Origin of the sequence: Nocardiopsis valliformis DSM 45023 (assembly GCF_000340985.1) — a bacterium.
In the GTDB taxonomy this organism is placed as follows: domain Bacteria; phylum Actinomycetota; class Actinomycetes; order Streptosporangiales; family Streptosporangiaceae; genus Nocardiopsis; species Nocardiopsis exhalans.
The window spans coordinates 295,961-309,964 of sequence record NZ_ANAZ01000002.1 but is presented as its reverse complement, the minus strand read 5'-3'; the positions used below and the strand labels follow the sequence as shown (position 1 = coordinate 309,964).

The window sequence follows — 14,004 nt, the reverse complement described above, 5'->3', positions numbered from 1 at the left end:
GTAGGTGCTGGGGGAGTCCCCTCGGCCGCTCGAGAGGGCGGAACCGGGTTCACCAGGTGACGCCGTGCCAGCTCACGTGGTGGTCGGTGTGGTCGGAGTCCTTCGTGCACCAGTAGGTGGTGCCGTCGCGCAGGAGGAAGCGGTCGCAGGCGATTCCGGCGGCCCGGTCCTCGGAAAGGGCGCGCAGCAGGTGTTCGGTGCCTTCGGGGAACCGTTCGCCGAACCCCAGGCCACCGAAGCTGTCCAGGCCCTCCAGGAGGCGTTCCTGACGGGTCTGGGGGCTGCCGGGGCCGATCGGTTCCGGGGCCAGGCTGATCACCAGGGCAGTGGCGTTGTCGGTGCTCTCCGCCTCTCGGGCGGCGTCCACCAGGGCCTGAACCAGGGTCGCGGGGTCGTGCGCGTGATCGGTGACCAACTCGGCCAGCAGCCGTTCGTCCACGTAGTCGTGGATGCCGTCGCAGGTGAACAGGGTGAGGTCGGCCGCGGGCGCGGTTGCGGTCCCGACGTCGTCGAGGGCGGCGGTGGCCACGGAGGTGGTGACCGCGTGGTCGCCGGCCCTCGCCAGATCGTCCGCGGCCCACAGGTCGCGCAGCTCCTGCCCGTGGGTGTGGTCGCGGGTGTGCTGGCGCAGCCCTTCGCCGGGGCTCCAGGTCCACACCCGGCAGTCGCCGACCCAGGCGATGTCTATGGGCTCGTCGGGGGAGTCCTGGCGGGCGTGCGCCATCACGCAGTCGGTCCCGGGGTGGAGCAAGGTGATTGCCCGGTGGGCGGCGAGGACGGCGTCCACGGCCTCGCCCGAGGCGGCGGTGGCGGTGTCCGCGGCGAGCTGGGCGGCCTCGCGGGTGTCGGGGTGGTCGCCGAACCCGTCGGCCACGGCCGCCCGCCAGCCCCCGGAGGCGGGTTCGAGCCGGTGGGAGTAGGCGTCCTGCTGGCTCGGCCGAGGGCCCTGGTCAGTGTCGGTGGCGATGACGGGGGGACTCACGCGCGCTCCTTCGGCCGGATCCTGTGGTGCCGCACCCACAAACGATGGGACCTGGGGAGATGCACGGAGGCGGGGGTTTGGTTCGCGCGGGGAGGTCACGAGAGATCACGAACGAGAGGCATCTCCCCGGCACCTGGGACGAACCGGAGCGCCCGGCCGCTGTCTACCCTGTGTTCCGTTTCCCCATCTCGCCCCCGAATGCCCCGAACCAGGAGTTCCCTTGCCGTCGAGCAGCCAGGACCAGCCCAACGAGATCGAAGAACTCACCAAGCGTGTGAGCAAGCTGGAGGACTATGTTCTGATGAACGCCCAGGAGGCACAGCAGACACGCAACACCGGAGCGGGTCTGCTGGCGGGCGGGGCCGGGCTCCTGATCAGTCTGGGCATGCCGTGGGCGAGTATCGATAGCGAGAGCTTCCCATTCGAGGTGAGCGGGGGTCTCACGGGCTGGCAGCTGCTGGCTGACGGCTTGGAGAACTTCAACGAGCTGTTCTGGGTGGCCTCAGCGCTTCTGCTGGTCCTGCCGGTGTTCATCGTGTGGGCCCTGTACTCCACATCCAGGAAAGTCTTCAGAACCGTCCAGGTCTTGCCCGTGCTGATCGCGTTGTCCCTCGTGATCGGCTGGCCCAGGGACGAGTGGTACGCGGGGACGGCCGGGATCGGGGTCTACGTCCTGGCGTTGGCCTTCGGGTTGCTCTGGGCGGCGGCCCGTCGCGGGGCCAGGGGTGAGGTGCACACCGAGATCCTGGGCTGACCCGTCGGCCAGGGCGGAACGCCAGCACCCGGGACGAATCCGAGGCCGCCGTGGAGCGAACCAGCTCGTAGTGGCCGGCGTCTACCCCGGTGTTCCCTTACCCAACCACGCAGGAATACTCCCTTGTCGAAGAACAGTGTCGATGGGCCCAGCCCGATCACCATGCTCCGTCAGCGGGTGACCCACCTAGAGGATCAGGCCAAACGGGAAAGAGCCGAGGCCCCTGCGGATCGGGCCCTGACGGCGGCCTATGCCGTCGGTGCGGTCGCCCTGCTCCTTTCGCTGGCGCTGCCGTGGGTCCGGGAAGGGGCGGCGTGTGGTTCTCGGAGGAAGGTGTGGTCAGCGCGAAGCCGTTGGAGGGCTACGCCACGGGCTGGCTCCTGTTCGGGGGCGCGCTGGGGGAGGGCCGGTGGCTGTTCGCGCTCGCCTTCGCGATGCTTCTGCTCCTGCTGGGCTTCTCACTGGCCTGCCTCTTGGCCCCTTCCAAGGGCGTGCTGGTGACGACCGCGGTCGTGGCCTTCGTGACCCCGGGTCTGTACCTCGTTGCCTGGCTTCCGTCGCTGTCTGATGACAGCGTGTCCGCGGGGTCCGGGGTGTTCGTCATGGTCGTCGCGTGCATGGTGATCGGTCTCAGCGCCAGCGGTGAGGCTGAGGGGCGCCGCTGAGGGGCATGAGGCTCTCGCGTCCAAGCCCTTGCCGGTTCCGCCCCGGTGTGCTGCCGGGTTTGTCGGGTAGTGTCCGTTGACGTGAACCACGTGATCGCCGCTGACGGAACCCGCCTTTGGTACGACGTCCATGGTGCGGGGGAGACGCTGCTGCTCATCCACGGACAGTCCCTCGACCACGAGATGTGGGACGGGGTGCACGAGGACCTCGCCGAACGCTTTCGGGTGGTGCGCGTGGACCTGCGCGGTACCGGCGGAAGCGATGCGCCCCTCGACCGCGCCTACAGCATGGAGCTGCTGGCCCGGGACGTCCTCGCGGTCCTGGACGACCTCGGGGTCGAGCGGGCGCACGTCTACGGGTTCTCCATGGGTGGGAAGGTCGCGCAGGCCCTCGTCTCCATCGCCCCGGAGCGGGTGGGCGCCCTGGTGCTCGGCGCCACCGCTCCCGGCGGGAAGAACGAGGTCGAGCGCCCCGAACACGCCTCCCTGGCCCTGCGCCGGGCCAGCAGCGACGAGGGGCGCGAGCTGATCGGCCCGCTCTTCTACACCCCGGAGTGGGCCCGGGAGCATCCGAAGACGGTCACCCGCATCCTGCCCCGCAACCCGCTGCGCGCCCAGCGCCGCCACTACGAGGCCAGCCTCAAGCACGACGGCTGGGACCTGCTGCCCCGGATTCAGGCGCCGACGCTGGTCGTGCACGGCGAGGACGACGAGCTCACCCCGGTGGGTAACGCCGAGCTGCTCGCCGAGCGCATCCCCGGCGCCGAACTCCTGGTCCTGCCCGGCGCCCGCCACGGTTACCTGCACGAGGCCGCCCCTAAGGCCACCGAGGCGGTCCTGGACTTCCTCACCCGCAACCCGTTGAGCTGATACAGCCACCGTTCATCCGCCGTGATCTTGCTACCAGTAGCAAGTTCGGCGCCGATTTCGCTTCTGGTAGCAAGATCACGGGGAGAGGGTGGGTGGTTCAGGCCTGTGCGGCCCACGTCTGGCGGACGAGGTCGGCGGCCCGGGGGAGTAGGGCGACCTCCTCGGGGGTGAGGTTGGGGTCGTCCGAGCGCAGGGAGACCACCTGGTCGATGAGGCGGGTCGGGTCGCCTTCGACGTGGCCCACGTACGGGGCCAGACAGGCCTCGGCCAGTCCGGCCAGGGGTTGGTCCGTGCTGCCCCCGGTCAGGGCCAGCAGCAGCGCTGTCAGGTCCAGGTCCAGGTCCGGGGCGCCGTCGCGGGCGTTGGTCCAGTCGATCACCACCGGGCCCCTCGGGGTGAGAACCACGTTGCCGGGGTGCAAGTCCATGTGCAGGAGTCGATCCCGACCTGAGCCCTTCCTGCCGGGGAGGGCGTGCAGGCGTGTGTGGAGCTCCGCGAGGGTCCGGCTGGACTCCTCGGGGGTGATCCCGCCCCTCCAGGGACGCGTTGAGCATCGTCGGCCCGTGCAGGCGCTCCATCTCCAGTTCGCTGCCCTGCGCCCGGTACACCTCGGGCACGGGGTAGCCGTGCCGGGCCGCGTGGGCCATGGCGGCGGCCTCGGGGGCGGTGTCGCAGAAGTTCCGGTAGCGGCGCAGCACCCGGCGGTCGTTCAGGGCGAAGACCTCGGCGTCGCGTCCGGAGGCCAGTGGGACAGGCGGGACGGGCGTGACCATAGCGGCTCCTGATGCTGTTGTGGGGGATGCGCCGGGCGCGGGATCAGGCCGGGGGCAGGAAGTCCGTGCGGAGCTTGTCGAGCTGGCGGCGGTCCCGTTTGGTGGGGCGGCCCGCGCCGCGGTCCCGGCGGATCACCGGCCCGTTGGCCTGCGGCGGCTGTGCCGGGGTGCGGTCCGTGTAGCAGCGGGCGGCGATCGGTGCGCCGACCCTTTTCACGATGACGTGGGTCACATCGATGATGCGGGTGATGCCGTGCAGACGGACCCTGACCTGGTCGCCGACCTTGACCGCCATGGCCGGTTTAGCGGGGCGGTCGTTGACCCGCACATGCCCGCCACGGCAAGCCTGGGCGGCGTCGGAACGGGTCTTGGTGAGGCGTACCGCCCACAGCCAACGGTCGACCCGCGTGGAGTCCGGGCCGGAGGGAAGAGGGGCGGACGAGTCGCTCACGCAGGGGTCCTCTCGTGGTTTCGGGTGCGTTGTGAGCCACTCTATTTCGGCGGGGGTGCGAAGTACTCCAAAGTCGCGCTAGAGTTGTGAACGCAACGAGGTCCTGTGGAGCAGTTAGGAGTGCTCGCCACCCTGTCAAGGTGGAGGCCGCGGGTTCAAATCCCGTCAGGACCGCATCATCGAAGGCCCGGTGTCCCAGACACCGGGCCTTCGGCGTTGTCGGGGAAACGAGAGGGACGGTTGTGAGCTACCGCTACGCCACCGAGCGTACGGACCACTCGGCGTTGGCCAGCGGACAGGTGTTGCGGTCCGCGCCCGGATACCCGGGGTTCCCCGTGAGACTGGCCAGCGAGCTCCTCCAGCGGGCGATGGTGCATGTGGAAGGCGCTCAGGTGCGCCTGTGGGACCCCTGCTGCGGCAGCGGGTACCTAGTAGCCGTCCTGGGCCTGCTCCACCGTGACCGGCTCACTCACGTACGTGCCACGGACGTGGACGAGGACGCAGTGGGCATCGCCGCACGCAACCTGGAGCTGCTGACGGCCGAAGGGCTGGCCGAGCGGGAGCGGGAGCTGCGCCGCTCGGCGCTGGACTTCGGCCGGGTGGCGTTCGTGGAACGGGCCGAGTCCGCCCGCGACCTGGCCGCAGGGCTGGCGGCCATGGGCGGTGACCTCCCGCACGAGTCCGCGGTGGCCGACGTCTTCGGGCTGACCGAACCGGTCGACGCCGACCTCGTGATCACCGACGTCCCCTACGGCGAGATGACCCACTGGGAGGGCGGGGTCCCGGAGGGCGACCCGATCCGTGGGCTGCTCGCCGCCATGGGCCGCGTCCTGCCCCCGCACGCGGTGGTCGTCGTGACGGCGCGGACCCGCCGGATCCCGTTGCCGGAGGGGGTCCGGGCGCTAGAGCGGGTGAAGATCGGCAACCGCTCGGCCGCCCTCGTCCGTGCCCGGGAGCTCGCCGCGGCGCTGTGACCGTCTCCCCGCCTTCCTGGATCCTGAGGGCGTGCTCTGTCCACAGGGTGTGGACAACTTTTCCGGCACTTCCCTCTCCCGCCGCTAGCTGACGTTGCGGAAGGCGCGGGTGGTGTACAGGGCCACGATCAGCGCGACCACGGCCAGGAGGACGAAGCCCAGGGTGTAGTCGCCCGTGGCCTGGTAGACCATTCCCATGAGCAGCGGCGGGAAGTAGCCGCCCAGGCCGCCCGCGGCGCCCACCAGGCCGGTGACCGTACCCACGCGGGACGGGTCCACGAGCTTGGCGACCAGGGCGAACACCGCTCCGGTGCCCAGGCCCAGGGAGAGCGCGATCAGCACGAAGGACAGCCCCGCCGGGAACTCCGCGGGCGGGTGCAGCGCCAGGACGAAGGCGAAGGCGCACGTGCCGAAGAACGAGATCAGGCAGACCTTCACCGGTCCGATCCGGTCCGACAGGATGCCGCCGATCGGCCGGGCGACTACCGCCGCGACCGCGAACCCGGCGGTGCGCATGCCGGCGTCGGTCTGCGCGAAGTCGTAGGCGGTGGTCAGCAGGGTCGGCAGGTAGGTGGAGAAGGCCACGAAACCACCGAAGACCAGCGCGTACAGCGCGGACGCCTGCCAGGTCGCCTTGAGCTTGAGCGCCTCGCGTATGCGGGGCAGGGCCGGTTCGGTCTGCGGCTTCCACGTGGGCGAGTTGCGGGCGAAGAACCACATGACGGCGCCCATCGCGGCCAGCGCCACGCACATCAGCAGGTGGGTGGCGAACAGGCCCATGGCCTCGACCAGGCGCGGGGTCAGGAAGGCCGAGAGCGCGGTGCCGCCCATGCCCGCACCGAAGACGCCCGTGGCGAACCCGCGCCGGTTGGCCTGGTACCAGGCGTTGACGAAGGGGATGCCGATCGCGAACGAGGTGCCCGCGATCCCGAGGAAGAAACCCCAGAGCAGCAGCATTCCGTACGAGGACGCGGAGACCCCGACCAGGAAGGTCGGGACGATGCTGAGGAGGCAGATGACCGTGAACATCACCCGGCCGCCGTAGCGGTCGGTCAGGGTGCCCACCGGGATGCGTCCGAGCGAGCCCACCAGCACGGGGAACGCCACGAGGATCGATGTCTGGGTCGGGGTCAGGCCTAGGTCCTCGCTATAGCTCCGTGACAGCGGGCCGATCAGGTTCCAGGCCCAGAAGGTCAGCGCGAACGCCGCCGTCGCGAGGGCGAGGTTGCCGCCCGCGGTCCCCGAGCGGGTTGTCCGCTCGCCCACTTCCGCACGCATTTCGGCTCCTTCTCTGTCGGTCTGCCGCGATTGTCGCCCTATGCGGTGTGGGAAACGTGACATCCGTGCCGGAGCAGGCATATTTATTAACGGAATGTGGCCGGGGCCGGACGTGCTTTCCAGCGTCGCGGGCAAGGGGCGGGCAAACGGGGTGTTTTCCTGATGGCGGCACAGAGTAAAAACGGGGGAGCGGGTGAAAGTCTCCTCCGTTTGGGGAATTACCTGACCCGCTCGGAACCCCTCGATGGGGACCGTGCACAGGTCAGACATGGTGGACGCGAGGGAGATGTGTTCTACCGGGACCGCTGGAGCCATGACCGGGTGGTCCGTTCCACGCACGGCGTGAACTGCACGGGATCCTGTTCCTGGGATGTTTATGTCAAAGACGGAATCATCACCTGGGAAACTCAGGCCACCGATTATCCGTCGGTGGGTCCGGACCGCCCTGAGTACGAACCGCGCGGTTGTCCGCGCGGCGCCGCTTTCTCCTGGTACACCTATTCACCGACCCGGGTGAGATATCCGTACGCGCGCGGTGTCCTGGTCCAGATGTACCGGGAGGCGCGCGAACGGCTGGGCGATCCGGTCCTGGCGTGGGAGGAGATCACCACCGACCCCGCCAAGCGCCGCCGCTACCAGCGGGCGCGGGGCAAGGGCGGGCTGGTCCGCACCACCTGGGAGGAGGCCCTGGAGATCGCGGCCGCCGCGCACGTGCTGACGATCAAGAAGTACGGGCCCGACCGGATCGCCGGGTTCTCGCCGATCCCCGCGATGTCGATGGTCTCCCACGGCGTGGGCGCCCGGTTCGTAAACCTGCTCGGCGGCTCGATGCTGTCGTTCTACGACTGGTACGCGGACCTGCCGGTGGCCTCCCCGCAGGTGTTCGGCGACCAGACCGACGTCCCCGAGTCCGGTGACTGGTGGGATGCCGCCTACCTGGTGCTGTGGGGCTCCAACGTCCCGGTGACCCGTACCCCGGACGCCCACTGGATGGCCGAGGCCCGGTACCGGGGGCAGAAGGTCGTGGTGGTCGCCCCGGACTACAACGACGCCGCCAAGTTCGCCGACGAGTGGCTGGCCCCGCACCCGGGCACGGACGGTGCCCTGGCGATGGCCATGGGACACGTGATCCTCAGGGAACGCTTCGTCGACAGTCTCACCCCCCGCTTCGCCGAGTACGTGCGCTCCTACACCGACCTCCCCTTCCTGGTGGCCCTGGAGAAGCGGGACGGTCGCCTGGTGCCCGGCAAGTTCCTCATGGCCTCGGACCTGCCGGACAACACCGACAGTGCGAATCCTGGTGTTGAGAATGCGCAGTGGAAACCCGTGTTCTGGCCGGAGGGGGAGGACGCCCCCGTCGCCCCGAACGGCACCATCGGGCACCGCTGGGGCGAGGCGGGCGAGGGGAAGTGGAACCTCGACCTGGAGGGCCGCGTCCCCGAACTCACCTTCTACGCCGAGGGCGCGGAGGCCGCGGAAGTCGCGCTGCCCCGCTTCGACACCCCCAGCGGCGCGGCCGAGGTCGACACCCGCGGCGTCCCGGTCCGCAGGGTCGGCGGGCGCCTGGTCACCACCGTGTTCGACCTCATCCTGGCCCAGTACGGGGTGTCCCGCCCCGGCCTGCCCGGGGCGTGGCCCGCCGGTTACGACGACCCGGACGCCGCCTACACCCCGGCCTGGCAGGAGACCCTGACCTCCGTCCCGGCCGACCGCGCGGTGCGCATCGCCCGGGAGTTCGCCGACACCGCCGAGGCCAGCGGGGGCCGGGCGATGATCGTCCTGGGCGCGGGGACCAACCAGTGGTTCCACGGCGAGAACGCCTACCGCTCCTTTCTAGCCCTGCTGCTGCTCACCGGCTGCCAGGGCGTCAACGGCGGTGGCTGGGCGCACTACGTGGGCCAGGAGAAGTGCCGCACGGCCACCGGCTGGGCTGCCTACGCCTCGGGGATGGACTGGGCGCGCCCGCCGCGCTTCATGGCCGGGACCTCCTACTGGTACACGCACACCGACCAGTGGCGCTACGACACCTACCGGGCCGACGCCCTGATGTCACCGCTCGGCCCCGGGAAGGTGCGGGGGCAGCACACCGCCGACCTGGTGGCGGCCTCGGCCCGGATGGGCTGGATGCCGTCCTTCCCGACCTTTAACCGCAACCCGGTCCAGCTCGGCAAGGAGGCCGCCGAACTCGGCCGGGACCCCGCCGAGTACGTCGCCGACCAGTTGCACGAGGGCACGCTTCGCTTCGCCGCCGAGGACCCGGACGACCCGGCCAACTGGCCCCGGACCCTTACCTTGTGGCGCTCCAACCTGTTCGGCTCCTCCGCCAAAGGCAACGAGTACTTCCTCAAGCACCTGCTGGGCACCCACTCCAACCTCCAGTCGGAGCCGGCCGGCCCGGACGACCGGCCCGAGGACGTGACCTGGCGGGAGGAGATCCCGGAGGGCAAGCTCGACCTGCTGCTCACCCTGGACTTCCGGATGACCAGCTCCACTCTGCTGTCCGACCTCGTGCTGCCCGCCGCCACCTGGTACGAGAAGCACGACCTGTCCACCACGGACATGCACCCGTTCGTGCACGCCTTCAACCCGGCCATCGACCCGCCGTGGGAGACCCGCACCGACTTCGACACCTTCCACGCCCTGGCGAAGGTGTTCAGCGAACTGGCCGCCGACCACCTCGGCGAGGTCACCGACCTGGTCGCGGTACCGCACCAGCACGACACGGCCGGGGAGCTCGCCCAGCCGCACGGGGTGCCGCCGGACTGGAAGGCGGAGGGCGAGCGCCCGGTCCCGGGCAGGACCATGCCGGGCATCGTCGCTGTGCGCCGCAACTACTCGGCGGTGGCCCAGAAACTCGCGGCGCTCGGCCCGCTCGCCGAGGGCAGAGGGCTCCCGGTCAAGGGCGTGTCCTTCACCCCGGACGAGGAGATCGAGTGGCTGCGCCAGCGCAACGGCACCGTGCGCGGCGGGGTCGCGGACGGCCGGCCGTCCCTGGACACCGACGTCAAGGCCTGCGAGATGATCCTCGCGCTGTCGGGCACCAGCAACGGTCGCCTGGCCGCGCAGGGTTTCGAGCGCCTGGCCGCGCGCACCGGCACCGACATGGACGAGCTCATCAACCACTCGGCCGAGCGCCGGGTGTTCTTCGACGACGCCAAGCGCGGGCCGACCCCGGTGGGCACCAGCCCGGAGTGGTCCGGCAAGGAGGCCGCGGACCACCGCTACTCGCCCTTCACCATCAACATCGAGCACGACAAGCCCTGGCACACGCTCACCGGCCGCCAGCACTTCTACGTGGACCACGACTGGATGCACGAGTTCGGCGAGGCTCTGCCGGTGTACCGGCCGCCGCTGGACATGAGCCGCCTGTTCGGTGAGCCGCGGATCGGCCCGACCGGGCAGCGCGAGGTGGTCGTGCGCTACCTGACCCCGCACTCCAAGTGGTCCATCCACTCCGAGTACCAGGACAACCTGCTCATGCAGACCCTGTCCCGGGGCGGCCCCACGATCTGGATGAGCGTGGCCGACGCCGAGGCGATCGGGGCGGCCGACAACGACTGGGTGGAGGCGGTCAACCGCAACGGCGTCGTGGCGGCCCGCCTGGTGGTCTCGCACCGGATGCCGACCGGGACGGTGTACATGCACCACGCCCAGGAACGCACCATCGACGTGCCCAAGACCGAGACCACCGGCCGCCGGGGCGGTATCCACAACTCCCTCACCCGACTGATGGTCAAGCCGACGCACCTCATCGGCGGCTACGCGCAGTTCACGTACGCCTTCAACTACCTCGGCCCGACCGGCAACCAGCGCGACGAGGTCACGGTCGTGCGCAAGCGGACGACGGAGGTCCGGTACTGATGACGGAGCCGAACCAGCCCGGGAAGGGGACGCGCTCAAAGGAGGGCACGGGCTCGGGGGACCGGCCGGTCGGCCGGGTCATGGCGCAGGTCGCCATGGTGATGAACCTCGACAAGTGCATCGGCTGCCACACCTGCTCGGTCACTTGCAAGCAGGCGTGGACCAACCGCGGCGGGGTCGAGTACGCGTGGTTCAACAACGTCGAGACACGGCCTGGCCAGGGGTACCCGCGCACCTACCAGGACCAGGAGAAGTGGAAGGGCGGCTGGGTCCGCCGACCGAACGGGAAGCTGGTGCCGCGCGCGGGCGGCCGGATCAAACGGCTGGCGACGATCTTCGCCAACCCGGTGATGCCCTCCATCCAGGACTACTACGAACCCTGGACCTACGACTACGACACCCTGACCAACGCGCCCCTGGGCGACGACTTCCCCGTGGCCAGTCCGCGTTCGGTGCTCACGGGTAAGCCGATGCAGGTGAAGTGGAGCGCCAACTGGGACGACGACCTGGGCGGCGGCCCCGAGCTCGCCGCGCAGGACCCGATCGTGCGCAGGCTCGGCGACAAGGTGAAGCTCTCCTTCGAGGAGACCTTCATGTTCTACCTGCCGCGTATCTGCGAGCACTGTCTCAACCCGACCTGTGTGGCGGCCTGCCCGAGCGGGGCGCTCTACAAGCGGGTCGAGGACGGCATCGTGCTCGTGGACCAGGACCGCTGCCGGGGCTGGCGCATGTGCGTCACGGGCTGCCCGTACAAGAAGATCTACTTCAACCACAAGACGGGCAAGGCGGAGAAGTGCACCTTCTGCTACCCGCGCGTGGAGGTGGGCATGCCCACCATCTGTTCCGAGACCTGTGTGGGGCGCCTGCGCTACCTCGGGGTCATCCTCTACGACGCCGACCGGGTCGGTGAGGCGGCGTCGGTCGAGGACGAGCAGGACCTCTACGAGGCCCAGCTGGACGTCTTCCTCGACCCCTCGGACCCGTCCGTGCGGGCTGCCGCCCGCCGCGACGGCATCCCCGACCGCTGGGTGGACTCGGCCGAGCGCTCACCCGTCTACGCCCTGGCCAAGCGCTTCCGGGTGGCCCTGCCGCTGCACCCGGAGTACCGCACGATGCCGATGGTCTGGTACGTCCCCCCGCTGTCGCCGGTGGTGGACACGCTCACCCGGACCGGCTACGACGGCGAGGAGGCAGGCAACCTCTTCGGCGCCATCGACGCCCTGCGCATCCCGATCGAGTACCTGGCCGAGCTGTTCACGGCCGGGGACACCGCACCGGTGGACCTGGTGCTGCGGCGGTTGGCCGCCATGCGCTCCTACATGCGCCGCATCAACCTCGGGCAGGACCGGGACGAGTCCATCGCCGAAGCGGTCGGGATGACCGGCACCGAGATCGAGGACATGTACCGGCTGCTGGCCCTGGCCAAGTACGACGAACGCTACGTCGTGCCCACCGCCTTCGGGGTGGACGAGGCCGACAAGGGGGTCATCGAGGAGGTCGGGTGCAGTCTCGACTTCGACGGTGGACCCGGCATGGGCGGGATGGGCGACGTCCCCTTCGGCGAGGCCTCCGGGCGCCCGGACGCGGCCTCCGTGGAGACCTTCCACGCCCTTCGCGACCGCCAGACAAGTGAGGGCGCGGCCGGTGACGGCGCGGCCCACGGAAAGACATCCACCCGGGGCCGCGTCAACCTTCTGAACTGGGACGGCAACGGACGTCCCCGAGGGCTCTTCCCACCCCGACGGGGTGGCGGTACCGACAACGGCGGAGACCGGGGCGATGCCCCCGGACCGCGCTAGGGGGTCGAACATGAGCACCACCAACGGCATCGGAGACGGCCTGAACGAGGGCGCTCGCGAACCGGCCGCCGGGCACCCGGCGATCCCGAGCCAGGACGACCGGAACCCGGACGCCAGGAACCCGGACACCCGGAGCGGCGCCGGATGGCTCGGCGCGGGCCGGGCCGCGCGCCGGGCCCACACCAGGGCGGTGATCCACCAGGCGTCCTCGGTCCTGCTCGGCTACCCGGACGAGGTCTTCTTCGAGAGGCTGCCGCTGGCCGCGCGCGCCGCCGCGGAACTGCCCAGGAGCCAGGCCCGAACCGACCTGCTGGAGTTCTGCGAGCACGCCTCCACCACGCCCGAGCTGGCCCTGGCCGAGCACTACGTGGAGGTGTTCGACCTGCGCCGCCGCCGGGCGCTGCACATGACCTACTACACCGACGGCGACACCCGTCGCCGCGGCCACGCGCTGGCCGAGGTCAAACGGGTCTACGCCGAGGCCGGGTGGCGGGTGTCCGCCCGCGAGCTGCCCGACCACCTGGCGGTCATGCTGGAGTTCGCCGCCCGGGGCGACGCTGAGGCCGGGCAGGAGCTGCTGGTGAACTTCCGTCCGGGGCTGGACCTGCTGTCCCGCTCCCTGGGGGAGCACGGTACGCCCTACGCGCGGGTCGTCGACGCGGTCCGGTACACCCTGCCGGCGCCCCGCCGCGCGGACGAGGAGCGGGTGCGCCGCCTGGCCCAGGAGGGGCCGCCCGCGGAGGACGTGGGCATGGAGCCCTACGGCGCGCGGCCGCGGGTCCCGCTGCCGCTGACCGACATCACCGGGAGGCCGCGTTGACCGGGGCGGGAGGCTACGGGCCCGTGGACCTTCTGCTGTGGGGCGTACTGCCCTACGTGGTGCTGGTGCTCGTGGTGGGCGGGCTGGTGTGGCGCTACCGCTACGACCGGTTCGGCTGGACCACCCGCTCCTCGGAGCTGTACGAGTCCCGGCTGCTGCGGATCGGCAGCCCGCTCTTCCACTTCGGTCTGCTGGTGGTGATCGTCGGCCACGTGGTGGGCCTGCTGATCCCCGACACCTGGACACGGGCGCTGGGGGTCTCCGACACGTTCTACCACGTGTCGGCGCTGTCGATGGGGATCGTGGCGGGGGTGTGCACGCTGACCGGGATCGCCCTGCTGATCTGGCGCAGGCGCACCACCGGTCCGGTGTTCAGCGCCACCACCCGCAACGACAAGCTGATGTACCTGGTCCTGGTGTTGGCGATCGTGACCGGTCTGGGAATGACCGTCTACTTCGCGGGTGTGGAGCTCGCGGGTGGGCACACCGGTGACTACCGGGAGACGGTGTCGCCGTGGTTCCGGTCCATCTGGATCCTGCAGCCCGACATCACCGCGATGGCCGCGGCGGAGGCTCCCTACAGACTGCACGTGCTCGTGGGCCTGGCGCTGTTCGCCCTGCTGCCGTTCACCCGGCTCGTGCACGCCTTCAGCGCACCGATCGGCTACCTGTTTCGTCCCTACGTCGTCTACCGCACGCGTGACTCGCACCCGGCCGCCGCAGGGCAGTCGCAGCGGGCCGCGCGCCGGGGCTGGTGACCCGGCCGGTTCGGCCCCG

At 70.4% G+C, this 14,004-nt stretch carries 12 protein-coding genes and 1 tRNA gene; 9 read left to right on the top strand and 4 right to left on the bottom strand.

Features of this window, described 5'->3' with window-relative positions; genetic code table 11:
• Nucleotides 1-49: 49 nt before the first annotated feature.
• Entirely contained in the window at nt 50-982 is a 933-nt protein-coding gene (locus D457_RS0101985; protein WP_017578964.1) for a PP2C family protein-serine/threonine phosphatase, read from the bottom strand.
• A gap of 220 nt (nt 983-1,202) precedes the next feature.
• Between D457_RS0101985 and D457_RS0101980 the strand changes: the two genes are divergently transcribed.
• The 3 genes from D457_RS0101980 (at nt 1,203) to D457_RS0101970 (ending at nt 3,271) form a co-directional block, all read left to right on the top strand.
• Complete coding sequence (locus tag D457_RS0101980) at nt 1,203-1,736, top strand: hypothetical protein (RefSeq protein ID WP_017578963.1); 534 nt, start codon at nt 1,203-1,205, stop codon at nt 1,734-1,736.
• Nucleotides 1,737-2,071: 335 nt separating this feature from the next.
• Nucleotides 2,072-2,401 carry a hypothetical protein gene (locus D457_RS0101975; RefSeq protein ID WP_152514109.1) on the top strand — a complete coding sequence of 110 codons (330 nt, stop codon included), beginning with the start codon at nt 2,072-2,074 and terminating at the stop codon, nt 2,399-2,401.
• Between the two features lie 81 nt (nt 2,402-2,482).
• Nucleotides 2,483-3,271 (top strand): alpha/beta fold hydrolase, encoded by a 789-nt coding sequence (locus tag D457_RS0101970; protein ID WP_017578961.1) that lies wholly within the window; start codon nt 2,483-2,485, stop codon nt 3,269-3,271.
• A 97-nt stretch (nt 3,272-3,368) separates the two neighbouring features.
• On the opposite strand, the gene D457_RS36845 is transcribed toward D457_RS0101970, so the two are convergent.
• Nucleotides 3,369-3,749: a phosphotransferase gene (locus D457_RS36845; RefSeq protein WP_338042985.1), complete on the bottom strand. Its 381-nt coding sequence runs from the start codon at nt 3,747-3,749 to the stop codon at nt 3,369-3,371.
• 338 nt (nt 3,750-4,087) lie between these two features.
• Nucleotides 4,088-4,495, bottom strand: coding sequence for an RNA-binding S4 domain-containing protein (locus tag D457_RS0101960; protein WP_017578958.1), 408 nt, complete (start codon nt 4,493-4,495; stop codon nt 4,088-4,090).
• A gap of 99 nt (nt 4,496-4,594) precedes the next feature.
• On the opposite strand from D457_RS0101960, the gene D457_RS0101955 reads away from it, so the two are divergent.
• Nucleotides 4,595-4,669, top strand: a tRNA-Asp gene (locus D457_RS0101955).
• 68 nt (nt 4,670-4,737) lie between these two features.
• Nucleotides 4,738-5,469 carry an rRNA methyltransferase gene (locus tag D457_RS0101950; RefSeq protein ID WP_017578957.1) on the top strand — a complete coding sequence of 244 codons (732 nt, stop codon included), beginning with the start codon at nt 4,738-4,740 and terminating at the stop codon, nt 5,467-5,469.
• Nucleotides 5,470-5,553: 84 nt separating this feature from the next.
• Here D457_RS0101950 and D457_RS0101945 read toward each other — a convergent pair whose 3' ends face one another.
• Nucleotides 5,554-6,747 carry an MFS transporter gene (locus D457_RS0101945; RefSeq protein WP_017578956.1) on the bottom strand — a complete coding sequence of 398 codons (1,194 nt, stop codon included), beginning with the start codon at nt 6,745-6,747 and terminating at the stop codon, nt 5,554-5,556.
• Between the two features lie 162 nt (nt 6,748-6,909).
• On the opposite strand from D457_RS0101945, the gene D457_RS0101940 reads away from it, so the two are divergent.
• The 4 genes from D457_RS0101940 to narI are packed head-to-tail and all read left to right on the top strand — an operon-like array spanning nt 6,910 to nt 13,985.
• The gene (locus D457_RS0101940; protein WP_026116237.1) at nt 6,910-10,608 is read left to right on the top strand and encodes a nitrate reductase subunit alpha; all 3,699 of its coding nucleotides are present in this window, start codon (nt 6,910-6,912) and stop codon (nt 10,606-10,608) included.
• A complete protein-coding gene (narH, locus tag D457_RS0101935) occupies nt 10,608-12,407 on the top strand; it encodes a nitrate reductase subunit beta (protein WP_017578954.1) in 1,800 nt (599 codons plus the stop codon). The genes D457_RS0101940 and narH overlap by 1 nt, the downstream gene beginning before the upstream one ends.
• 10 nt (nt 12,408-12,417) lie before the next feature.
• A complete protein-coding gene (gene narJ, locus D457_RS0101930; protein ID WP_083926641.1) occupies nt 12,418-13,227 on the top strand; it encodes a nitrate reductase molybdenum cofactor assembly chaperone in 810 nt (269 codons plus the stop codon).
• On the top strand, nt 13,224-13,985 hold the full coding sequence (narI, locus tag D457_RS0101925) for a respiratory nitrate reductase subunit gamma (protein WP_039830863.1): 762 nt from the start codon (nt 13,224-13,226) through the stop codon (nt 13,983-13,985). Before narJ ends, narI begins: the two co-directional genes overlap by 4 nt.
• The last annotated feature ends 19 nt before the right edge of the window (nt 13,986-14,004 follow it).

Excerpts from the sequence above, each read along its gene's own strand:
- D457_RS0101945 (WP_017578956.1), bottom strand. The coding sequence starts at position 6,747 with ATGCGTGCGGAAGTGGGCGAGCGGACAACCCGCTCGGGGACCGCGGGC.
- D457_RS0101940 (WP_026116237.1), top strand. The coding sequence starts at position 6,910 with ATGGCGGCACAGAGTAAAAACGGGGGAGCGGGTGAAAGTCTCCTCCGT.
- narH (WP_017578954.1), top strand. The coding sequence starts at position 10,608 with ATGACGGAGCCGAACCAGCCCGGGAAGGGGACGCGCTCAAAGGAGGGC.
- narJ (WP_083926641.1), top strand. The coding sequence starts at position 12,418 with ATGAGCACCACCAACGGCATCGGAGACGGCCTGAACGAGGGCGCTCGC.